The sequence below is a fragment of the Paenibacillus sp. 01T47 genome (assembly GCF_056398245.1).
Genome location: NZ_JBFTPA010000006.1, coordinates 256,765 through 279,340 on the forward strand (window position 1 = coordinate 256,765; position 22,576 = coordinate 279,340).

Below are 22,576 nucleotides of genomic sequence, written 5' to 3' on the forward strand. Positions count from 1 at the left end.
AGGAGGTGAACAAGATGCCTAATGAGATCATTTGGATCTTGATCTGTCTCTTTGTTGGCGCAATATTCTTTGGGATTGGTTATTTTATTCGAAAGTCGATTGCCGAGGCCAAAATTTCAAGTGCTGAGCAAGCTGCTATTGTAATCGTAGAAAATGCGAAAAAAGAAGCGGAAGCTCAGAAGAAAGAAACTGTGCTAGAGGCAAAAGATGAAGTCCACAAACTTCGTTCCGAAGCCGAGAGAGACATTCGTGAACGTCGCAACGAGGCTCAACGTCAGGAAAGACGTTTGCTCCAAAAAGAGGAGTCGCTGGATAAAAAGTTAGAAGCGCTAGAACGCAAAGAAGAAACTGTAGCCAACAAAGAAAAACGGATCGAAGAAACGCAAGAGCAGATCGACTCCATTTACAAGCAACAGTTAAGTGAATTGGAACGTATATCGAGTCTGACAACGGAAGATGCGAAATCGATCATTTTATCCAATGTTGAACAGGAAGTACGACATGAGACAGCACAGATGATTAAAGAGATCGAGCAGCAAGCGAAAGAAGAGGCCGATAAGAAAGCCCGTGATATTATATCACTAGCTATTCAGCGCTGTGCGGCAGATCATGTGGCTGAGACGACGGTTTCCGTCGTAACCTTGCCTAATGAAGAAATGAAAGGCCGTATTATTGGGCGTGAAGGCCGTAATATCCGTGCTTTGGAAACATTGACTGGTATCGATCTTATTATCGACGATACACCGGAAGCGGTCATTTTATCTGGTTTCGACCCGATAAGACGCGAAATTGCCCGCACTTCTTTGGAAAAGCTTGTGGCTGACGGTCGTATCCATCCTGCCCGCATTGAAGAAATGGTTGAAAAATCTCGTAAAGAAGTGGATGAGCGTATCCGTGAATACGGTGAGCAAGCTACTTTCGAGGTTGGCGTTCATAGCTTGCATCCGGATTTAATCAAGATTTTAGGTCGATTGAAATATCGGACAAGTTATGGTCAAAACGTGCTGAAGCACTCAATGGAGGTCGCTTACTTGACTGGATTGATGGCAGCAGAGCTTGGTCAAGATGTTACGCTCGCAAGGCGTGCAGGCTTGCTGCATGATATCGGTAAAGCACTTGACCACGAAGTTGAAGGGTCACACGTTGAGATCGGCGTTGAGCTCGCTAAGAAATACAAGGAGCATCCTGTCGTTATTAACAGTATTGCCTCCCATCACGGTGATACGGAAGCCACTTCCGTTATCGCGATGCTCGTAGGAGCAGCAGATGCATTGTCCGCTGCACGCCCTGGAGCTCGTCGTGAAACGCTTGAAACGTATATCAAACGTCTGGAGAAGCTTGAAGACATTTCCGAATCGTTTGAAGGCGTTGAAAAATCATACGCGATCCAAGCTGGCCGCGAAGTGCGCGTCATGGTGCAGCCAGAGAAAATCGATGATACAGAAGCATTCCGACTCGCTCGTGATATTACGAAGAAAATCGAGAGCGAACTTGATTATCCGGGACATATTAAAGTTACGGTTATTCGTGAGACACGCGCGGTTGAATATGCAAAGTAAGTAAACAAAAAAATATAAGCTTTTCAGAAAAGTGGCTGCTAGTTAGCCACTTTTCTGTTTGCAGGCGTACAAAAAAGGAAGTGTAATGAATGAACGTATTATTTATCGGCGATATCGTAGGCAATGTAGGAAGAAGCGCGTTAAAACGAGTACTGCCAGCACTTAAAAGTAAATATAACCCTCATATTATTATTGCGAATGGCGAGAATGCCGCTGCTGGTCGTGGGATTACAGCAACCATTGCTAAAGAATTTTTCGAATGGGGAATCCATGGCATAACGATGGGCAACCATACGTGGGATAATAAAGATATTTTTGAATGGATCGACGACGAGCCGCGCTTGGTTCGCCCAGCAAATTATGCAGAAGGCGCTCCTGGACAAGGCATGGCTTTTATTAAGGCTGGCGGCAAGCAGCTCGCTATTATTAACTTGCAAGGCCGCACCTTTTTACCGCCAATCGATTGTCCATTCCGCAAAGCAGACGAATTGATCGAAGAGGCAAAAGAGCAAACGAACAATATCCTTGTTGATTTTCATGCGGAAGCAACCTCGGAGAAAATCGCAATGGGATGGCATCTCGATGGCAGAGCTTCTATCGTGCTTGGCACGCATACGCATGTACAAACGAATGATGATACGATCCTGCCTGGGGGCACGGCTTACATAACAGATGTTGGCATGGTTGGCCCTAAAGAAGGGGTGCTTGGCATGGAGCGAAACGCCGTTTTGCATAAATTTATTACGCAGCTGCCGGTTCGTTTTGTAGTGGATGAAGGAAAGTGGCATTTGCATGCAATCTCTGTTCAAATCGATGATGCGACGGGACAGGCACGGAAAATTGAGAAAATTCGTCTTACGGAAGATGAATGGCTTCTGATGTAATACTATGATTCTAGTGAAAGTTCTGACAATTCAGAACAGTTTGTTAATATGCGGAATAAAAGCAGGAATTTTTTAAACTCCCTCGAATACTATTTAAAAGTGGAATCCATCCAACAGTCCAAGGGGAGGTTCTTTTTATGGATGTATTAAAAGTTTCAGCAAAGTCCAATCCAAATTCCGTTGCAGGTGCGCTAGCTGGCGTTCTTCGTGAACGTGGTGGTGCGGAGCTGCAAGCCATTGGTGCTGGTGCGTTAAATCAAGCGATCAAAGCAGTTGCGATTGCTCGTGGATTTGTCGCTCCCAGCGGGGTGGATTTAATTTGCATACCGGCTTTTACTGACATTGTTATCGATGGGGAGGATCGAACAGCAATCAAATTGATTGTTGAACCTCGGTAGCAAGTCCAAGCGGCGTTAAGGTGTAAGCCAATTGGATTAAAAAACAATCGTTCGCCTGTTTACGTCGTAGACAGGTTTTTTTGCTGCAAATTATAAACGGTGAGGTGCGTCTATGAAAGTGGTAGATTTCCATTGCGATGTGCTATGCAAACTGTTGATTGATGAAAATTTATATTTTCAAGGCAATAAACCCGGCAAATTAGATGTTACATACGAGCGTTTAAAGGCTGCAGGAACGATCTTGCAAACTTTTGCAATCTATATTCCACAATCAATGAATGGTCGACTAGAGCCAATTTTGGAGAGTATAGATCGTTTCCACCAGATGGTATTAAGCTGCGAGGACATGGTGTGGGTAAGGACAACCCATGACTTGGATTCTTGTATTAAGGATGGAAAAATTGGAGCATTACTGTCGCTTGAAGGTGTTGATGGTCTTCAAGGACAAATGTCGCTGCTTCGCATTATGCATCAATTAGGCATACGTGCAGCTGGAATGACATGGAATCATGCGAATTGGGCTGCGGACGGAGCGATGGAGCAGCGTGGCGGGGGCTTGACCGCAAAAGGGAAATTGCTAGTAGAAGAATGCAATAATTTGGATATACTAATAGATGTATCACATTTATCTGAACGTGCGTTCTGGGATGTTGCTGAGCTTTCCAAGAGACCGATCCTAGCTTCTCATTCAAATGCAAGAGCAATCTGTGATCATCCGCGAAATTTGAGGGATGCCCAAATTGAAAAAATAATTGAGATGCATGGAGTAGTGGGGGTTACTTTTGTGCCTTGGTTTGTATCCAGCGCGGAAGTCGTTGTCATCGATGATTTATTGCGTCATATTGAGCATATTTGTGAGCTAGGCGGAGCATCGCATATTATGCTCGGCTCTGATTTTGACGGAATTGATAGTTATATGAAACAATTAACGCATCCTGGAGAACTCATTAATCTTCAAGAGGCACTTCTTAAACGATATTCTGAGCAGCAAACCGAACAGTTTATGTCCGGCAATGCTCTTCGTTTCCTTCGGGAAAATCTCCCTTTTAACTAAAATGAATTCGATCTATTTGCGGTATGGGATTGATCGAAACAAACTATGCTTATATTAAGCGTTTACATCTTGATTTTTATAGATATGCGCTTTAAACTTGTTGTGACTGTTATGAATTATACTATATAATTACTTGATGAAATAGAATATTGCACGTTTTAGACAAAGAGGAGTTGGGCATTTTGATTAGTCAATTGTCTTGGAAGATCGGGGGACAACAAGGTGAAGGCGTCGAAAGTACAGACCGGATTTTTTCCACGGCGCTAAACCGTTTAGGCTATTATTTATATGGATATCGTCATTTCTCCTCGCGGATCAAAGGCGGACATACGAATAACAAAATTCGTATAAGCACGAAGCCGATTCGTGCTATTTCGGATGATTTGGATATTTTGGTTGCTTTTGACCAAGAAAGCATTGATTTGAATGCGAAGGAATTGCGTCTAGGCGGCGTTATCGTTGCAGATGCAAAGTTTAACCCAACGATACCTGAAGGCATAGATGCTAGACTGTTTGCTGTTCCGATTACGAAGATGGCTGAGGAGCTAGGCACTTCATTAATGAAAAACATGGTTGCCTCCGGCGCTTCTTGGGCGCTTCTTGGTCTTCCGCTTGAAGTATTCAATAAAGCGGTTGAAGAAGAGTTTGGACGCAAAGGCGCAGCTGTTGTAGAGAAAAATATCGAAGCGGTAAAAAGCGGCGCTGAGTTTGTGCTGGAGCAAGCGGGCGGACCGCTTGACGAATTTAAGCTAGATGAGGCGGATGGGCAGCAGAAGCTGTTCATGATTGGCAATGAAGCAATCGGTCTAGGTTCTTTGGCAGCTGGTTGCCGTTTGATGGCGGCTTACCCGATCACACCAGCTTCCGAGATTATGGAATATTTAATTAAAAAGCTTCCGAAATTCGGCGGAACAGTCGTGCAAACGGAGGATGAAATTGCAGCGGTAACGATGGCGATTGGTGCAAACTATGCTGGCGTACGCACAATGACCGCTTCTGCGGGTCCTGGACTGTCCCTAATGATGGAGGCTATTGGTCTTGCAGGCATGACAGAAACACCGCTGGTCATCGTTAATACGCAGCGTGGCGGTCCTTCAACGGGTCTACCTACGAAGCAAGAGCAATCGGACTTGAACGCAATGGTTTATGGCACACATGGAGAGATTCCAAAAATCGTCATTGCTCCTGCATCGATTGAAGACTGCTTCTACGATACGATTGAATCGTTCAATTTGGCTGAGGAATATCAAGTACCGGTTATTCTGATGACCGATTTGCAGCTGTCGCTCGGCAAACAATCCTGTGATCAGCTTGATTACAGCAAAATTGAAATCAAACGCGGCAAACTAGTCGAGAATGTGCCTGCCCTTGAAGGCCACGACTTGTTTAAACGCTATGAGCTAACAGAAGACGGCATTTCCCCTCGTGTATTGCCTGGCGAGAAGGGCGGTCTGCATCATGTGACCGGCGTAGAGCATGATGAAACTGGACGTCCATCGGAGAATGCAATGAACCGTCAGCACATGATGGATAAGCGATTGAATAAGCTGAATGATATGTACATTCGTGAAGCTATTCGTGTTGACGCGCCTCATGAAACGCCTGATTTGCTTATTATCGGTATGGGTTCTACTGGCGGCACGATTGATGAAGCTAGAAGCTTGCTGACTCTAGATGGCGTGAAAACGAACCATATCACGATTCGTCAAATTCATCCGTTCCCAACTAAACCTCTGCTTCCTTACTTGCAAAATGCGAAAAAAGTAATTGTCATCGAAAATAATGCAACCGGACAGCTGGCAGGACAAATTAAAATGCATGCTGGTTTTGCAGAAAAAATCGATAGCTTGCTTAAATACGACGGTAACCCATTTTTACCTTCCGACGTTCACAAAGCATGTAAGGAGTTGAGTTTAGATGGCAACGTTCAAAGAGTTTAGAAATAATGTAAAACCTAACTGGTGCCCGGGCTGCGGAGACTTTTCTATTCAAGCGGCGATTCAACGTGCAGCAGCTAACGTAGGACTAGAACCTGAGAACCTAGCGGTTATATCAGGTATTGGATGTTCAGGTCGGATCTCTGGCTACATTAACGCTTATGGCTTCCATGGCATACACGGCCGCGTGCTGCCTATCGCACAAGGTGTAAAGCTTGCTAATCGCGAGCTTACCGTAATCGCTTCAGGCGGAGACGGAGACGGCTTCGCTATTGGTATGGGGCACACGGTTCACGCGATCCGTCGCAACCTGAATGTGACTTATATCGTAATGGATAACCAAATTTATGGCTTAACCAAAGGTCAAACTTCACCGCGCAGCGCGGAAGGCTTCAAAACAAAATCGACGCCGGAAGGCTCGATTGAGTCGACGCTGTCACCGCTTGAGATTGCGTTATCTGCGGGTGCAACATTTATTGCTCAATCATTCTCGAGTGATTTGAAGCAGCTGACGAAATTAATCGAAGAGGGAATCAACCACGAAGGATTCTCCTTGATTAACGTATTCAGCCCATGTGTTACCTTCAACAAAATTAATACGTACGACTGGTTCAAGGAAAATATCGTGAACTTGGAGCAATTCCCTGATTACGATCCAACAAACCGCGTGCAGGCGATGAACAAGATTATGGAAACAAACGGCATGCTCACAGGACTAATCTATCAGAATAAAACGCGAAAAGCCTATGAAGATTTGATTACAGGCTTCAAGCCCGAGGCTCTAGCTAAGCAAAATATCAAAATCACCCCAGAAGAATTCGATAAGCTTGTTGCCGAATTTAAATAAGTGGTATGATAAGCATGCGGCCAAAAGGCCGTATGCTTTTTCTTTCAACTCTGTGGAAAACAACAAAATTAAATCAGGAGAGTGACAACATGATACATAGAGGAGTACCAATCGGAGTATCTGCAAGACATATTCATTTATCACAGGAGCATGTTGAAATATTGTTTGGGGCAGGTTATGCGTTAACTGAAATGAAACCATTGTCTCAGCCAGGACAATACGCTGCGAATGAAACGGTAGCGGTTGTTGGTCCAAAAGGAACATTTGGAAAAGTAAGAATTCTCGGACCTGCACGGAAAGAGACGCAGCTCGAGGTATCGCGTACGGACGCATTTGCGTTAGGCGTTAACCCGCCAGTTCGGGAATCAGGTAATACAAAAGGCTCTGCAGGCATTAAGCTTCAAGGGCCTGCTGGAGAGGTTACAATCGAAGAGGGCGTCATTGTAGCGGCTCGTCATATTCATTTCCACACAAGCGATGCTGAGCGGTTTGGTATTGCGGACAAGCAGTCGCTGCGGGTTCGTTTCGCTGGCGAGCGCGGTGTCGTATTCGAAAATGTTGTTGCACGTGTATCTGATCAATTCGCACTTGATATGCATATTGATACAGATGAAGCAAATGCAGCAGGCGTGAAAAACGGAGATATGGCTGAAATCATAGATTAGTCAATAAAAAAAACAGCTTCCCTGTCGTCAGAGACGATGAGGAAGCTGTTTTTTTTGTTTGGAAAGATGGAATTAATGTCCCATCATCATGGATACTTCAGGTTTATTCTCAGCATTGGTGCCATCTTCTTGCTTCGGTCTGCGAAGCAGGAAGGCTGTGAGGGCGCCAACGATTGAAATGGATGCCAAGATGAAGAACGTATCCCCGTAAGAGGAGTACACTACATTTGGTCCTGGGTTAGTTACACTGTAATGCTCTACTCTGCTAGCGAGAATCGTCGACAAGCCGGCGATTGCAAAGGAAGTCATAACCTGCTGCGCAGCTGCGGTCAGCGAGGTTACGCGGCTAACGAGCTCCTTAGGAGCGGATTGCATAATATGTGTGTTAAGCGGCATCATCGACAAGCCCATACCTGCACCAAGAAGAGCAATCGGAATCATAAGAGTGAGAAGAGTCGTGTCCGCTGAAAGCTGGCTAAGGATGAAGCCTGCAATTGTTACAATGGATAAACCGGCAATGACGATTGGACGAGCTCCGAAGCGGTCAAACAGCTTGCCGCCGATCGGCATGAATATACCTGCTGCTAAAGCTTGTGGAAGCAAAATAAGTCCAGTATCAAATGCGGAGTAACCTTTGGCGATTTGCAAGAAAATCGGAATTAAGAATAATGTTCCGAATAATGCGATTTGAACAATCCACTGCAAAATAATGCCGCGTGTGAAATTGCTTGATTTAAAGACGCGAAGCTCAAGCAAAGGCTCCTTGCGCTTCAGTTCTATGATGATGAAGAGGATAAGCGAAATACCGCCTACTATCATACCGATCAAAGCTTCAGGTGAGGTCCAGCCGCTGCCTGCGCCGCCTTCACCGCCGCCAGCAGAGCTTACGCCATAAGCAAGACTGGCAAAAGCAAGTGGGGCAAAAATCATACCTAAAAAGTCTAGGGAAGGAACATGTTTGCGTTCAATTTTTGGCAAGGTGCGAAGCCCTACGATAACGGCAATGACACCAATCGGAAGATTAATAATAAATATCCAATGCCAAGACACATAATCAACGAGCCAGCCTGCTACTACAGGGCCAAGAGCGGGAGCTAACAGCATTGGAATACCGATCATACCCATAACTGCTCCTTGTTTGCCAGGAGGGCTGAGTCTAAAGGTAAAGGCCATTGCGATTGGAGCAACCATACCGCCGCCAAGACCTTGAATGATACGGAATACGATAAGCTGTTCAGCGGTTGTTGCTAATGCACAAAGACCGGAACCAATCGTAAACATAATGATTGAGAACAAAAAGACTTGTTTGGCGCCAAAACGATCTGACATCCATCCCGCAAGCGGAATAACAGCAGCCTGTGCAAGTGCATAACCCGTAATGGTCCACTGCACAAGTGACATCGAGCTTTTGAAGTCGGCCATTAAGCCTGGCATAGCGACATTCATTGCGGTGCCGTCCAAAATAACCATGAACATACCGACGATAATGGCAATCAGCGGTGCAATAATATTGCGCATGGACATCGGATCACCAGCAGGTGCTGCTTTTTTTGAAGCTGAAGCCATTTTATTTCCTCCTATCCAAATATGAGGGTCTATCCAACTATTGTTGACCTCTGTGTACCAGCAGGCTACAATAAAAGGTGACCGCTTCTATGAGCGGACAATTGTCCGCATTACTGAATAATAAAGACGAATGGGGCAATTGTCAATCGTAAGATTTGTAAACGCGGAAAAAGGAGATAGGAACGATGACTGCACCAGAAAACAGCAGAACGAAACAAGCGCTCAGCAAAGCGATTTTGCGTACGGCTAATCACTTGTTTACGGAGCATGGGGTAGAATCGGTCAGTATGCATCAAATCGCCAAATCAGTCGGTATTGGACAAGGCACCTTGTACCGGAGGTATTCCAACAAAGGTGATTTGTGTATGGATATGATGAAAGAGAATTTTGAAATTTTCATCAATGAGATCGACGCGTATTTGACAGAAGAGGCTATGCTGTCCGTACACGAGCGATTGAGCGGAGTTATGCGCAAAATTATAGCGTTTATCGATAAGGAATCGAAATGGCTTGGCGTGATGCAATCTTTTAATAAAATCGAACTTGAACATCCTAAAGGTGATTTTTTCCAATCACCCCCTTATCTTTATTTGCATACTGTCCTGCGCAGCTTGTTTGAGGAAGCAATGGAGAAAGAGCAAATTAAGCCTATTGATCCTTGTTATGCTGCTCATTCCTTTATATCCATTCAATCCCCGCATACGTTTAGGCAATTGCGGTACGTGATGGGCTACACTTGTGAAGAAATACAGGACCGGTTTTGCAAGACATTTATTGATCCTTTATTTCGTTAATTGTTTAGTAATGTAAAAGAGAGGACAGCGTATATGCTGTTCTCTCTTTTATTTGTCTTGAAATTATAGCTGATGCGCAGTCAGCACTGGAGAAATAATGTATAGTGTATCTTCGTTGTTGGTCGGCCTAACTAAGATCGGTTTATTTTTTCCTGTAAATCGCAACAACACTTGTGTGCTGTCAATCGCTTGCAAAATATCTCTCATATATTTTCCATTGAAAAAAACAACAAGCGGCTCACCAAAAATAGGGCTAATAGCGAACTTTTCCGAGACATCGCCTATCTCAGCTGCTGTTGCAAATAATTCGACTTCACAAGATGAAATGCGCATCCCGATGGCATGTGTATCACTAACGAGCAAGCTGACGCGTTGGACGGCCCGAAGAAAAGGGGCAGTGTTCATCGTTATTTCGGTTGAAAAGGTTTGTGGCACCAATCTTTCAACTACAGGAAATGTGCCTTGAATAAGCAGCGATTGCATACTGAAATTTAATGTGTTGAAGGAAATGACCTGGTCTGAAATCGTAATTTGTGTTTTGCTAGATCCATCTGACAACATTTTAGAATAATCGGACAAATGTTTTGCTGGAATAACAAACGGAACTGAATCAGAGCTGTTTTCACTTAGATTTGAGGTGCTTGTAGCAAGCCGAACGCCATCGGTAGCAGAAAGCCTCAGCTTTCCATTTATGGTTTGACAAGAAATGCCTGTCAATATCGGTTTCGCTTCAGAAGTGGATGCTGCAAACGAAACTTGCTTCACAATCTTTTTAAACGCTATATTATCGATTTGATATTTAGCTTTATTCTCCAAGCTGCGCATATCTGGAAATTGTGAAACATCCATTGTAGCCAGACTGTATATAGAATGATCTGATTCAATATGTATAAAATTATGTTTTAACTCTGCGAGTTTTACTTTGCTTTCAGTTGAAAAACTGCGGACAATATCGAGCAAAAGACGAGCGGGGATAACTGTACTTCCTTCTCTATCAATTTTAAGCTGGTCACAATGATAAGGGATATTATATTGTAGAGCCATAGATGCATTGCAGGCTGTGAGAGAAAGACCATGGGCTCCGGCTTGCATTTTAATGCCTGAAAGAATAGGGGAAACTGCTCTTAAGGCCAAACCAGCAGCAATATGCTGAAGTCCAATATGCAACGATTGCTGTCTCACTTCAACAAGCATGATTGTCACCCGTCTTTACAATAATTTGTCGTGTGTATTTAATGATGACTCTATTATTCCGCGAATTACTTCAGATCTGGAGAGACCAGATGTTTTGCACTGATTTTCAAGCTCGCTCCAGACCTCATTGGTGAGCGTTAAAGAAATTTTTTTAGTTTCCCCAAATCCTTTTCTTCCGGCTCCAGCACGAGGTCCTCCACGGGAAAACATGATGGAAACCTGTCCTTCTTCGTCGGGCACAGCAATTTTGATCTTTTTTCCAGCCATAAAACTACTCCTTTTTCGTTTGAATAAGGTTACTCTAATCAATAATCTATATATTAACTTTAGCATGTAAATTATGACATTGCAATGTGAGTTATAAAACATTAATCAATGTCCATTTGAATGACTGCCATTTGACTATACATTGCAATAAAAATGATAGTAAAAGAAAGAAACCATTTCTATAAGCTTTTTTTGATTTGCTTGTGATGGATTAGGCGGGGGCGTTATGATATAATTTCTAATTGATATGTTCAAATGAATAAATATAATTGATTAAGGAAATTGCAGATAAAGGAAGTGAATCCCTATGACGAAGGAGACCAAAAGCACACCAGACTTAAAATCTGGCACGGGTGTTAAGGACTACTCCAAGTATTTCGATTTTTCGGATGCAAAGATTTTACGAGAAGAAGATGGCATGACTACCGTTCGAATTAAAGGTCGGAATATACAAATCAACTCTGCTCCTAATCACAAGGATGAGAAGAAGCGGGGCAAAGAGGATATCGAGGTGCATTATGACTTTGCGATTCCTGCTGAGCTTCGATCGATGGGTATAGGAAAGTTTTATTTAATCCAAACGTATGGCTGCCAAATGAACGAGCATGATACCGAAGTCATGAAGGGCATGTTCGAAGAAATGGGTTATATAGCTACGGAGGATCGAAATCTTGCAGATGTGATCTTACTTAATACATGTGCCATTCGTGAGAATGCTGAAGATAAAGTGTTTGGAGAGCTTGGCCATTTGAAAGCGCTGAAGACGGAGAAACCGGATTTGCTGTTAGGTGTTTGCGGCTGTATGTCACAGGAAGAATCGGTTGTAGGACGTATTTTGCAAAAGCATTCGTTTGTAGATATGATCTTTGGTACGCATAACATTCATAGACTTCCGTACTTGCTGCAAAATGCTTATTTCAGTAAAGAACTGGTCGTTGAGGTATGGTCCAAGGAAGGCGATATTATCGAAAATATGCCTAAGAAACGCGAAGGAATGCGTGCTTGGGTTAATATTATGTACGGATGCGATAAGTTTTGTACGTATTGCATCGTGCCATATACACGCGGGAAAGAGCGCAGCAGACGTCCAGAAGATGTCATTGCTGAAGTGCGCGACTTAGCTAGACGAGGATTTAAAGAAATTACATTGCTTGGGCAAAATGTTAATGCTTACGGCAAGGATTTTGAGGACATCAACTATCGCTTTGGCGATCTGATGCATGATATGTCCAAAATTGACATTCCGCGTATTCGCTTTATGACGAGCCATCCGCGTGATTTTGACGATCATTTGATTGAGGTGCTTGGAACAGGAGGCAATTTGGTTGAGCATATTCATTTGCCTGTACAGTCCGGCAGCACCGAAATATTGAAACGAATGAGCCGCAAGTATTCTCGCGAGATGTATCTAGAGCTGGTTGCTAAAATTAAAAAAGCAATACCGGGTGCAATGCTCACTTCAGATATAATCGTCGGTTTCCCTGGTGAAACAGACGAGCAGTTCGAGGATACGATGACGCTGGTGAAAGAAGTTGGCTTTGATTCGGCTTATACTTTCCTTTACTCTCCGCGTGAGGGTACACCTGCCGCTAGTATGGAAGATAATGTTCCGCTAGAGGTGAAAAAAGCTCGTCTGCAGCGTCTCAATGCACAGCTTGCTGCAAATGCGAGAGAAAAGAATGAGCAGCTTCGCGGCGAAATTGTCGAGGTTCTCATTGAAGGCGAAAGCAAAAACAACGCTAATGTCCTTTCTGGACGGACGCGTACGAATAAATTAGTGCATTTGGAAGGTCCAAAGGAATGGGTTGGCCAGTTTATTATGGCTAAGGTTACTGAGGCACAAACTTGGTATATCAAAGCCGAAAGAATAGAACAGGATGCACAAGAAGCCGTTAGCTAACGGTAAAACAGGAGAGATGACAAATGGCAGAGCAGCATACAGCAGATAATCAAGCAGCGCAATGTGACCATGATCATGAGCATGGCGAAGGCTGTGGAATTCCGAGTTTCCATACTCGCGATCTCATCGTACGTGAAGATATTTCGAAAAAAGCGAAAGAATTAGCAAATCTCATCTTTACTTCAGAGGAAGTACAGCACTACCGCCGCGCAGAGCTGCAAATTAACGGCAATGAGCGCGTGCAGCAGTTGATTACAAAAATTAAGAAAAAACAAAAGGAAGTTGTTGCTTTCGAAACCACTTTCAAAAATGCTGACATGGTTAAAAAGATCGAAGGCGAAATGGAAGAGCTGCAGGACGAGCTTGATGGCATTCCTATCGTGTCCGAGTTCCAACAAAGTCAAAGCGACATCAATTATTTGCTTCAGCTCGTTATTTCGATCATCCGTGATACCGTGTCTGAGAAAATCAACGTTGAGGATGCGTCAGAGCCAGCTCCTGAAGAGTGCAGCGACTAAAATAAGCTAGACTAGCATTATAAGCCGTATGTTTTGCAGCTCCTTTTTTGGGATGCAGACATGCGGCTTTCATTTTTACATATGAAATGTAACTTTTTTCAAATTAACATAACAAGCGGAAGGGATTATTCCAAATGAAATATAGAGAAATAAACCAAAACACTGAAGATGATTTTCAGGATTTAGAATTCGATATCATTGAAAGTCATGTGATAAATCATCGAAATTATTTTCTTGTTCATGGTCAATATGGAAATGAAATTGTTGGCTTCGAAGTGCTAATAAACAAGGATATGATTCCTGGATGGAATCAGGGAGAAATCAATCAAGAGGCATTTTATTTTGAGGGAATAACTCTTAAATCAATTGGTAAAGAATCAGATGCGTTCATTACGGCTTTGTTGGAGCTTTATGGCAATGAGGGAGAGTTAAAGTGTGATGATGAAATCTCATTTACATGTTTTGCACTAGAGGGTGACCCTAGAAATATTGCAAATGAAGATATTAAGTTTAAGGTCTTTTTCGATGATAATAATGAACTTGATTTGTATTGCGAATTATATATGAATATATCGGTACAGAATAAGGTTTTTGAATTGAAAGAAAAGGATACTGAATATCGCGGGAACATTTTAAGAACTTTAGGAAAGTAACTCGCGAGGCATTTCAAAGTAGATGTCTAAAACAAAAACCGCTATATTCCGATTCAAAATGCATAATCGGATAAAGCGGTTTTTTGCTTTCATAGAACAGCGGTTTTAAACATTAAAAGTTGTTTTCTCTTCGCTATTTCTTACGGTTGACGAGCGTATGTGGACAATGTAAGGTGTTAAAGAGGTTGCTAAAATAGCGCCTGCCAATGATTTTAGTGCATCACCGATAATGAACGGATAGAATCCGACCGTCATCGCTTTCTGGAACGAAAGGTCCAGAGAATTCATAAGCCATGGAATTCCTGGAATGTATGAGGTGATGGAGCTGAATAGCTCGAAAATGATGAAAAAAACAATAAAAGCTAAGGCTTGATTTCCTTTGGACATGTTACTGCGTAGAAATCCGCCAATCGCTAGGCTAACCAATAGCGAACAGAACGGGAAGGCAAATATAAAGCCGCCAGTAGGTCCTGTAAGATGAGGGATACCGCCTTGCCCGCTAAATAGCGGCAGGCCGATAGCAGCAAGCAAAATGACGATAAATATGCTGAGGAAAGCGTTGCGCGGCGTCAGAAAGAGGCCTGCTAATCCAACAGCTAAGGTTTGAAGAGTAATCGGGACGAATGAGCCGCCGAACTTAATTGTCAAAGAGCTCATGACGATAAACAAAGCTGCGAACAAAGAAATAAAGACGAGTGAGCGAATGTTGCTGGTTTGCATAATGATGTTAGTCTCCTTTATGTACTTGCGATAATATTGTTAACCATTTATATTTAAAAAAGGTTAACAAATCGAATTGTAGCATAGCCTATCGTTTTCGGGAAGAGGTTGGGTGAAATTTTTTGAATCAGAGCAATCAGGTACAATTGAAGCAGGTTACCGTTACGCCTCCGGCAATAGGTGAAGGACAAAAACGGAAACCAATAATAAAAGATATTTCGCTTGTTATAAAAGAGGGAGAATGGATTTCTCTGCTTGGCTGCAATGGAAGCGGGAAAAGCACAGTTGCGAAAGTAGCTGCTGGTTTTCGGGTTGCAGGCGTCAGCGGCCAAGTCTTAAGGAACATTCATACTGCTGCAAAGGGGAAGCCGATTCCAATTGTTATGCAGCAGCCTGAGGCAGCGATGATCGGGGCAACGCCGCTCGAGGATATTATTGTCATGCTGGAGCAGAATGAGCAGGAAGCGTCTAGTATTCGATCTGAAGCCGAGCATGCGCTGCAAAGAGTAGGCATGGGTGAGAGAATGCATCAACCGATTGGAACCTTATCCGGAGGGCAGAAGCAGCTCGTTGCGATTGCGGGGTGTTTGGCATTAAAAGCGCCCATGCTTGTGCTTGATGAGGTAACAGCGATGCTGGACCCAGAAGCAGCAATCTCTGTGCTGGAGCAAACAAGAAGTTTGCAGCAAGCCGGAATTACGGTCATTTGGATTACGCAGAAGCTGGAGGAGCTGCAGGCGGGAGATCGAATCGTTGCGATGAATGCCGGTACGATTATGTACGATGGCGGGGTAGAAGCCTGGTTTGCTAGATCGGCTGCGGGAGCAAGGGATAGTTTTTGTGAGCAACTTGGTTTAGAGGCTCCTTATTGTGCTCAGGTGGCATGGGAGTTAGAGGAGCAGGGTGTGAAGCTTTCGCCTTTTCCGTTCACAGCAACTATGCTGGCAGAGGCGGTGAAGCAATATGGGCGCTGACTGGCAGTTAAGCGGCGTTAGCGTGCACGCGGAGAATGACAATGAAAAACAGCTGCTAAAAGAAGTTCATACGTCCTTCAAAGCAGGTGAAATCACACTTTTAATCGGGCGAAATGGTGCTGGGAAGTCAACGCTGCTTGAGACATTGGCGGGCATACGATCGATTCAAAGCGGAAATATTGAGCTGGGCACCGATCAGCTATGGATGGAGAATGGCCGCCGCAGCCGTCTAAATCCAGAAGTGGTGCTTAAGCTTGGCATATCGATGCAAAATGCGGAGTCACAGTGGTTTGCGTCATCTGTACGAGAAGAAATGGTTTATTCTCTCAAGCCATATAAGCTCGATTCATCCATAATCGAGGAGAGAATCGCGGAAGCTCTTGCGAGAGTAGGGCTTCCAGTGGAGCTGTTGGAGCGTGATCCATGGACGCTCAGCGGCGGTCAGCAGCGACGGCTGTCACTCGCCTGCTTATTGGCGTGTGAGCCGGATTGGCTGCTGCTGGATGAGCCGACGGCGGGGTTAGACGCCGGCGGTATTCGCCGCTTGTGCGCGGTGCTGGAAGCGCACAGGGCGGCTGGGCGCGGAGCGGTCGTGGCAACGCACGACCTCGACGCGCTGCTGCCGCTGGCGGACGCGGTCGCCGTCGTTGACGGCGGCACGGTCCGCGCAGCGGCTAAGGCGGCGGCGATCGCGCATGCCGCCTCTGCGCCGCAGGCGCTTCGCGCGCTGGACGCGCTGCGCGAGGAAGCGGCTATGCCGCTGGAGCAGTTCATCCAGCGCGCAGACGCGGATGAGGTGCCTTGGCCTGCGCCGCAAGAGCTTGCTGCGGCGATTTCCATTGCACTCGCGAGTCGAGCCGGCCAGAAATCAGGAGCAGCAGCCGTTGTTGTAACAAATGGTATAGCAAGCAGCATAGATACTGAGCACAACAAGCCAAACACGTTTTCAAAAGAAGAACCAAAAGAAGAACCAAAAGAAGAACCAAAAGAAGAACCAAAAGAAGAACCAAAAGGTAAACTCGCTGAAAAAACGATAACAGAGGTTTCTCAATTAGGAGCCGCCAAACCATCGGTTCTGCTGCGTTCAAATTATTTTGATCCTCGTGCGCTTGTACTCGTTTATTTATTTCTATCTGCGAGCATTTTTGCGCAAAAAACAGCATTGGAGCTAACGGTCGCAGCTGTTTCAACGATTTTGCTTTTAATTCCGTTTCGAACACTCATTTGGCCTTGGAGACGAGTCATTCGCGCGTATGCCATTATGATTATTATTTTTTGCGTAATAGCAGGAATTGGCATTCGTCCGCTTTCCTTTGATTTGGACAAGGTTTGGCTAATAGTTATCCGATTAGGCAAGCTTTTGTTGATTATGCTTTTAGGCCTCCCAATGCTAAAGCTGATGACGCCTCTACGGCTTCAACGCTCGCTTGAGCAAACCTTCGGTTTCCTAGAGAGGCTGAAGGTGCCCATTCATTCCTTTGCAATCATCGTCACTCTTATTTTTCGGTTTATTCCTTTACTAACAGGAGAGTGGGAGCGGTTTGCGAAGCTGGCTCATGCGAGAGGAAAGGCAGTTACGCCTCTTAAGACGGTACCGATGAAAAGGCTTCTACCGATTCTTATTCCCTACGTACGTTCAATATTGCGTCTTGCGGAGCAAATGGCGGATGCGCTTGAAGCACGCGGCTTTGGTTATGCGAAGCGAAAGCCGACTTATAGCTTTCGGCTTCGCTTCGGACGAGCAGATGCTCGTCTAATGAGTATTGCAGCAGCAGCAGGCTCTCTGCTATTTCTCATTGCTGTATTGTTTTAAAAGAGGGAGTACCTGCGAAATCCAACGTCCATCTTCATCAGCAAGCAGCGTATGCCATCCGTGCAGCGCTGCTTGCTTTGTGTTTTTAGGATGATCATCAACAAATAAAACAAAGCTGTCAGGCGGCAGCTGTTCATTTACTTTGTCAAAAATAGCCGGATGAGGTTTTTGGAGTGCTGCTTCACTTGAGATCGTGATACTTTTCAAATAAGGCTTGATAGGTGTAATGATGGGTTCAACCCATGCAGGTAAATGATTGCTTAACACATGAATATCAGCAACAGCATTCCAATTGCCGATTTCTGCAAGGGCAGGAAGCGGCAGTAGGCATCTATCGATAAAACTTCTGGCTAGCGCACTAGTTAAGTTTGGCGTATATTCAGCAATCCAGCTCCAAAATTGTTTCTCTGTTATTTGGCCTGTCCATAGCCGCTCGCTAATTTGCTGCTTATATTCAGAGTAAAGTTGTTCTTCAGAAACGATCGCTTCCGCAGCTAACAGCTGCCAGAAGAGCGGCGACAGGTTTGTCGCCAGCACGCCTCCAATATCGAGCACGAGCTGTGGCTTAATCATCCGCTTACCTCCTCTGCATGATTCGTGCGCGCGGCAAACTTAGCTTTGCGATCTGACATTGCCCACTTGATTACAAGTGCAAATGCGACAGCTCCAAGCAGCGAGCCAAATAGGAAACCTCCGTTCAATCCCCAGCTTTCATTGAGCCAACCAGCAAGGAATGGTCCAGAGAACATTCCAATGGCATATAGCGCTTGATATAAGCCCATTGCTGTTGCACGGCCAGGAAGCTCGACATCTCGAATCGCCAGTCCCAGCAGAAGCGGCATATGTAAGCCTTGCGCAAAACCATTAATCGCCTGCGTTGCGACAAGAACACCAAAAGAATCCGCAAACACCATTGCTCCTGTGCAAATGGTACTCAATATAAAGCCAGCGCCAATCGTACCCCAATAGCCGAATTTAGGCGTAAACCACCTCGCTGTAACGAGTGAGGCAAAAGCATGGGGGAGCATAAAAGAAAATACGAGCAAGGTGAGCTTCAGACCGTCTGCACCCATTTCTTGAGCTTTGAGCGGTGTAAATCCGAACATCGTTATAAAAAGAATGCCATGAGCAAGGATGGACAACAAAGAAACCTGCAGCAATGTTTTAGTTTTTACCACATTTTTGATCATGGCAAACGACATTCCTGGCTGTTCTTTGAGCTCCGAGCGAGGCTCTTTCAGCATGAAAGCGAGCACTAGACCAAGGACAGCAATGACAGCGCCTACAATAAATGGAGCACTTGAGCTAAAACCATCCGTTAACCATCCGCTAAAGAGCATGCCGATCATTTGTCCGGATACCGTCATCACGCTAATACTGCCCATTGCACGACCTGTCTGCCCGGCTCCAAAATAGCTGGCGTAAAGCACGGTGAACGCGACCCAAGTAGATGCGCAAACGCCTGCCATCAATCTGCCAGCAAGCGGCCATACCCATGAATCAGGGATGAGGAACAGCAAACAGCTTATCGCAGCGGTTAGCATCCCTAATAGGATGAAAGGCTTGCGCTTTCCGAAACGATCTGACAAAATGCCGAGCGGAAATCTTACGAACATTTGAACAAAACCATAGCTTCCAAGCACGATGCCGATAAAAGGCAAGGACAATCCCCGATCACTAAGGTAAGGTGAAAGCGTAGGGACATATACATACATGGAAGTCCAATATAAAATGGTTATAGTAGTAAAAAGCAATCTTTGTGCTCCAGAGATTTGATTCATCGTTGTGGAAGCCCCCTTCGCTTTCACTTTATCGCAAGTCTGGTTCGGTTGTCACTTCCTATTTTGGGCGCTATAATGAAAACTTTGTACAGCAAAGAACGTATTAGGTAGACAATTATTATTATTCTTACAAGAAAAAAAACACTTACTGATGAGGAGAATGTTCATGCAAACAGAAAAACGCAAAACAAAAAGCTGGATGAAGGAAGTAAGAGAATGGGTCGTCTCGCTTGGAATTGCCGTCGTTGTAGCGCTGCTTTTCCAAAACTATGTTTATGCTCAATCGGAAGTACATAATGTATCTATGCAAAATACGCTGGTCGCTGGACAACGATTAATCGAAGACAAATGGTCTTACCGGCTTCATGAACCTCGTCACGGCGACATCGTTATTATTAGCGGACCAGAGAGCGATTTGCGTTTAATTAAACGTGTCGTAGGCTTGCCTGGAGACGTGGTTGATATCCAAAACGGGGAAGTATATTTGAATGGCGAAAAAATCGAAGAGCAATATGTTAAGGGTCAGACAGTAGCTGGCAGTGTTTCAGTGCCTTTTACAGTTAAAGAAGGACAGCTGTTTGTTATGGGTGACAATCGTGAGCATAGTATGGATAGCCGTGAACTTGGTCCAATTGCTAGATCCAGCATCGAAGGCAAAGCCGTATTCCGTATTTGGCCGCTGCCTAAGTTCGGTACACTGAGCGAATAATTATTTTATAGCATTAAATAAAAACGTCATTAATTATATGCACAAAATCATCAAACGTAATACTTTTGTAAGAAATGGTTACAAATTCGTTTAGAAATAGCCGTTATGATTAACCATAGAAACAACGACAGAAACACACTTAACAAAAAAGCAGCAGCGAGGCGTGAACAGGATTGTCCATTCGAGTAAAGCTGTATATGTCATACTTGGCGATGATTTTTGTACCGATCATATTAATGAGTGCTTTTATGATATTTATCTTTTATGCTCGCGGAGTTGAGGATGTTCGTCATTATTATGAAAATGAGAACAGAGAGCCTTATCTTCAAGCCTTGGTGTATGGCGAATTATCCTATGTGCTTCGCAATGATTCCGGTGAGCTCGAGAAGAAGGAATACGTAGCCGAAATTCAAGAGCGGTTAGGCAAGCTATGGGCAGGACTTCTTATTTCCAGGGATGGGAAGATTACTTCTGTAGCGCCTTTCTTGGAACAGTCAGCTGTTCATGCTGATTGGCAGCAATTATTGGACGAGCCGCCTTCGAAGGTTGCATTTAATTCATTTCGATTCGAAACGAGTACCGTCGATTTTATTTATCCTGATGGGGGAGAGGGTCGTGCTGTTCTGTTCCGGCGAAATGATACGGTTCCTATCTATTGGAGGCCGGTCGGCACAGCTTTCAGTTTAGCTTTTATTGGATTAACGAGCTTGCTGCTTACTTACTTTGTATCAAGAAGCATCATTCGTCCCATTAAGAAACTAGAAGCCGCAGCTCTACAAATTAAGGATGGCGATTTGTCGCACAAGGTTGAGGCCACGACGAAAGGTGAAATCGGACAGCTTAGCATCGCGTTTGAGGATATGAGGGTAAGATTGAAGCAGTCGATTGATCAAAGCCTTCAGTATGAAGAAAACCGTAAAATGCTGCTGTCTCATATCTCGCATGATTTGAAAACGCCAATATCTGCGATTAAAGGGTATGTTGAAGGGATCATGGACGGTATCGCGAACACGGATGAAAAGCGGAAGCGCTACATGGAGACGATTTATCGTAAAGCTACAGATATGGATCAATTAATTGATGAGCTGTTCCTATTCTCGAAGCTTGATCTTCAAACGGTTGCCTTTGATTTTAAAGTGATGGACATTAAACGCTACTTAGAATATTTTTTGGATGAGCAGCGATTTGATCTGGAAAAATCAGGGGTAGGATTGCAATATATCGAGCATGGTTCTGATCCGCTGATGATCGCAGCCGATCCTGACAAGCTAAGCCGTGTTTTAACTAATATACTGAACAATTGTGTCAAGTATATGGGACAATCTTCTGTTCTCGAAAAACATAACATCGTTGTTCGAGTAACAGAACTGGAGGAGCACGCTCTGATTGAAATTGAGGATTCAGGTCCCGGAATTGAGAAGGATGATTTGCCTTATATCTTCGATCGTTTCTATCGCGCGGAGCAATCACGCAATTTAGAGACAGGTGGAAGTGGTCTCGGTCTTGCAATCGTCAAACAAATTATTGAAGGGCACGGCGGTACGGTCTGGGCGGAAAATGCAGAGCATGGAGGTGCGTTGTTCTGTCTAAAATTGCCTAAGTCAGTATCCGTCAAAACGGTGGGTGGTCATGAAGAGCATACTAATTATTGAAGATGAGAAAGCCATTGCCGAGCTGGAACGAGATTACTTGGAAAGTTACGGTTTTAACGTTCAAATTGAAGGGAGAGGTGATATAGGACTTGAGAAAGCGCTCGAAGGAAAGTTTGATCTTATCATATTAGATGTAATGCTTCCTAAAATCGACGGCTTTGAAATTTGTCGTCAAATTAGACAAACGATCAATATTCCAGTGCTGATGGTAACCGCGAAAAAAGAGGATATTGATAAAATACGAGGATTAGGACTTGGCGCTGACGATTATATGACCAAGCCCTTCAGTCCAAGTGAGCTGGTAGCACGCGTGAAAGCTCATTTGGCTCGTTACGAGCGTTTGACAGCTGACAAAGGGGAGCGAGGCGAGCATATTCGCATACGCGGATTGTTTATCGATAAGCCTTCACGAAGAGTCATGATACATGAGCAGGAAGCGATGCTTACTTCAAAGGAATATGAGCTTCTGCTGCTTTTAGCTTCACACCCTAATCGCGTGTTTGAGAAAGAAGAGTTGTTTGAACGTATTTGGGGGCTTGATTCAAATGGAGACGCAGCTACGGTTACGGTTCATATTCGGAGGCTGCGTGAGAAAATTGAGCATGACCCATCCAAACCTCAATATATAGAAACAATTTGGGGAGTGGGCTACCGTTTTAAAGTATAGATAGAAGATGAGGAGTGGGAGAGA

At 44.4% G+C, this 22,576-nt stretch carries 22 protein-coding genes; 16 read left to right on the forward strand and 6 right to left on the reverse strand.

The annotated features are described in order from the left end of the window. Nucleotides 1-14: 14 nt before the first annotated feature. The 7 genes from rny to pduL all read left to right on the forward strand — a co-directional run bounded on the left by rny (nt 15) and on the right by pduL (nt 7,344). Nucleotides 15-1,559 carry a ribonuclease Y gene (rny, locus tag AC1DOV_RS14985; protein ID WP_076269209.1) on the forward strand — a complete coding sequence of 515 codons (1,545 nt, stop codon included), beginning with the start codon at nt 15-17 and terminating at the stop codon, nt 1,557-1,559. Nucleotides 1,560-1,648: 89 nt separating this feature from the next. Continuing rightward, nucleotides 1,649-2,443 carry a TIGR00282 family metallophosphoesterase gene (locus tag AC1DOV_RS14990; protein ID WP_339208984.1) on the forward strand — a complete coding sequence of 265 codons (795 nt, stop codon included), beginning with the start codon at nt 1,649-1,651 and terminating at the stop codon, nt 2,441-2,443. Between the two features lie 137 nt (nt 2,444-2,580). Then, on the forward strand, nt 2,581-2,841 hold the full coding sequence (locus AC1DOV_RS14995) for a stage V sporulation protein S (RefSeq protein WP_006036664.1): 261 nt from the start codon (nt 2,581-2,583) through the stop codon (nt 2,839-2,841). Between the two features lie 112 nt (nt 2,842-2,953). Then, nucleotides 2,954-3,895, forward strand: a complete 942-nt coding sequence (locus AC1DOV_RS15000; RefSeq protein WP_477550304.1) for a dipeptidase — start codon at nt 2,954-2,956, stop codon at nt 3,893-3,895. Nucleotides 3,896-4,077: 182 nt separating this feature from the next. Further along, the gene (locus tag AC1DOV_RS15005) at nt 4,078-5,835 is read left to right on the forward strand and encodes a 2-oxoacid:acceptor oxidoreductase subunit alpha (RefSeq protein WP_339208989.1); all 1,758 of its coding nucleotides are present in this window, start codon (nt 4,078-4,080) and stop codon (nt 5,833-5,835) included. After that, nucleotides 5,813-6,679 carry a 2-oxoacid:ferredoxin oxidoreductase subunit beta gene (locus AC1DOV_RS15010; protein ID WP_076269213.1) on the forward strand — a complete coding sequence of 289 codons (867 nt, stop codon included), beginning with the start codon at nt 5,813-5,815 and terminating at the stop codon, nt 6,677-6,679. The genes AC1DOV_RS15005 and AC1DOV_RS15010 overlap by 23 nt, the downstream gene beginning before the upstream one ends. Before the next feature lie 89 nt (nt 6,680-6,768). Continuing rightward, nucleotides 6,769-7,344 carry a phosphate propanoyltransferase gene (pduL, locus tag AC1DOV_RS15015; RefSeq protein WP_372239009.1) on the forward strand — a complete coding sequence of 192 codons (576 nt, stop codon included), beginning with the start codon at nt 6,769-6,771 and terminating at the stop codon, nt 7,342-7,344. Between the two features lie 72 nt (nt 7,345-7,416). Here the strand turns inward: pduL and AC1DOV_RS15020 are convergent, their stop codons facing one another. Further along, entirely contained in the window at nt 7,417-8,910 is a 1,494-nt protein-coding gene (locus AC1DOV_RS15020; protein WP_441884748.1) for a DHA2 family efflux MFS transporter permease subunit, read from the reverse strand. A 185-nt stretch (nt 8,911-9,095) separates the two neighbouring features. Here AC1DOV_RS15020 and AC1DOV_RS15025 point away from each other — a divergent pair, with 185 nt between their 5' ends. Further along, nucleotides 9,096-9,704, forward strand: coding sequence for a TetR/AcrR family transcriptional regulator (locus AC1DOV_RS15025; protein WP_441884746.1), 609 nt, complete (start codon nt 9,096-9,098; stop codon nt 9,702-9,704). 63 nt (nt 9,705-9,767) lie between these two features. Here AC1DOV_RS15025 and dnaN read toward each other — a convergent pair whose 3' ends face one another. Both dnaN and AC1DOV_RS15035 read right to left on the reverse strand, forming a co-directional pair. Beyond that, the gene (dnaN, locus tag AC1DOV_RS15030; RefSeq protein ID WP_477550305.1) at nt 9,768-10,898 is read right to left on the reverse strand and encodes a DNA polymerase III subunit beta; all 1,131 of its coding nucleotides are present in this window, start codon (nt 10,896-10,898) and stop codon (nt 9,768-9,770) included. 15 nt (nt 10,899-10,913) lie between these two features. Continuing rightward, the gene (locus AC1DOV_RS15035; RefSeq protein WP_430054882.1) at nt 10,914-11,165 is read right to left on the reverse strand and encodes a hypothetical protein; all 252 of its coding nucleotides are present in this window, start codon (nt 11,163-11,165) and stop codon (nt 10,914-10,916) included. 307 nt (nt 11,166-11,472) lie between these two features. Between AC1DOV_RS15035 and miaB the strand changes: the two genes are divergently transcribed. From miaB to AC1DOV_RS15050, 3 genes are all read left to right on the forward strand, one after another. After that, nucleotides 11,473-13,065, forward strand: a complete 1,593-nt coding sequence (gene miaB / locus AC1DOV_RS15040) for a tRNA (N6-isopentenyl adenosine(37)-C2)-methylthiotransferase MiaB (RefSeq protein WP_477550306.1) — start codon at nt 11,473-11,475, stop codon at nt 13,063-13,065. Nucleotides 13,066-13,088: 23 nt separating this feature from the next. Beyond that, nucleotides 13,089-13,583, forward strand: a complete 495-nt coding sequence (locus tag AC1DOV_RS15045; protein WP_076269237.1) for a YlbF/YmcA family competence regulator — start codon at nt 13,089-13,091, stop codon at nt 13,581-13,583. A gap of 134 nt (nt 13,584-13,717) precedes the next feature. After that, the gene (locus AC1DOV_RS15050; RefSeq protein ID WP_477550307.1) at nt 13,718-14,236 is read left to right on the forward strand and encodes a hypothetical protein; all 519 of its coding nucleotides are present in this window, start codon (nt 13,718-13,720) and stop codon (nt 14,234-14,236) included. Nucleotides 14,237-14,341: 105 nt separating this feature from the next. Here the strand turns inward: AC1DOV_RS15050 and AC1DOV_RS15055 are convergent, their stop codons facing one another. Further along, nucleotides 14,342-14,956 (reverse strand): biotin transporter BioY, encoded by a 615-nt coding sequence (locus tag AC1DOV_RS15055; protein WP_477550308.1) that lies wholly within the window; start codon nt 14,954-14,956, stop codon nt 14,342-14,344. A gap of 122 nt (nt 14,957-15,078) precedes the next feature. Here AC1DOV_RS15055 and AC1DOV_RS15060 point away from each other — a divergent pair, with 122 nt between their 5' ends. Both AC1DOV_RS15060 and AC1DOV_RS15065 read left to right on the forward strand, forming a co-directional pair. After that, entirely contained in the window at nt 15,079-15,930 is an 852-nt protein-coding gene (locus AC1DOV_RS15060) for an ATP-binding cassette domain-containing protein (protein WP_477550309.1), read from the forward strand. Beyond that, on the forward strand, nt 15,920-17,743 hold the full coding sequence (locus tag AC1DOV_RS15065; protein ID WP_477550310.1) for an ATP-binding cassette domain-containing protein: 1,824 nt from the start codon (nt 15,920-15,922) through the stop codon (nt 17,741-17,743). The genes AC1DOV_RS15060 and AC1DOV_RS15065 overlap by 11 nt, the downstream gene beginning before the upstream one ends. On the opposite strand, the gene AC1DOV_RS15070 is transcribed toward AC1DOV_RS15065, so the two are convergent. After that, entirely contained in the window at nt 17,717-18,316 is a 600-nt protein-coding gene (locus AC1DOV_RS15070) for an HAD family hydrolase (RefSeq protein ID WP_477550311.1), read from the reverse strand. The two genes, AC1DOV_RS15065 and AC1DOV_RS15070, sit on opposite strands and share 27 nt — an antisense overlap. Next, entirely contained in the window at nt 18,313-19,524 is a 1,212-nt protein-coding gene (locus AC1DOV_RS15075; protein ID WP_477550312.1) for an MFS transporter, read from the reverse strand. The genes AC1DOV_RS15070 and AC1DOV_RS15075 overlap by 4 nt, the downstream gene beginning before the upstream one ends. Nucleotides 19,525-19,690: 166 nt before the next feature. Between AC1DOV_RS15075 and lepB the strand changes: the two genes are divergently transcribed. From lepB to AC1DOV_RS15090, 3 genes are all read left to right on the forward strand, one after another. Beyond that, nucleotides 19,691-20,233, forward strand: a complete 543-nt coding sequence (gene lepB / locus AC1DOV_RS15080) for a signal peptidase I (protein WP_339209012.1) — start codon at nt 19,691-19,693, stop codon at nt 20,231-20,233. A gap of 173 nt (nt 20,234-20,406) precedes the next feature. After that, on the forward strand, nt 20,407-21,885 hold the full coding sequence (locus tag AC1DOV_RS15085) for a sensor histidine kinase (RefSeq protein ID WP_477511392.1): 1,479 nt from the start codon (nt 20,407-20,409) through the stop codon (nt 21,883-21,885). Then, nucleotides 21,863-22,552, forward strand: coding sequence for a response regulator transcription factor (locus AC1DOV_RS15090; RefSeq protein ID WP_076269246.1), 690 nt, complete (start codon nt 21,863-21,865; stop codon nt 22,550-22,552). The genes AC1DOV_RS15085 and AC1DOV_RS15090 overlap by 23 nt, the downstream gene beginning before the upstream one ends. The last annotated feature ends 24 nt before the right edge of the window (nt 22,553-22,576 follow it).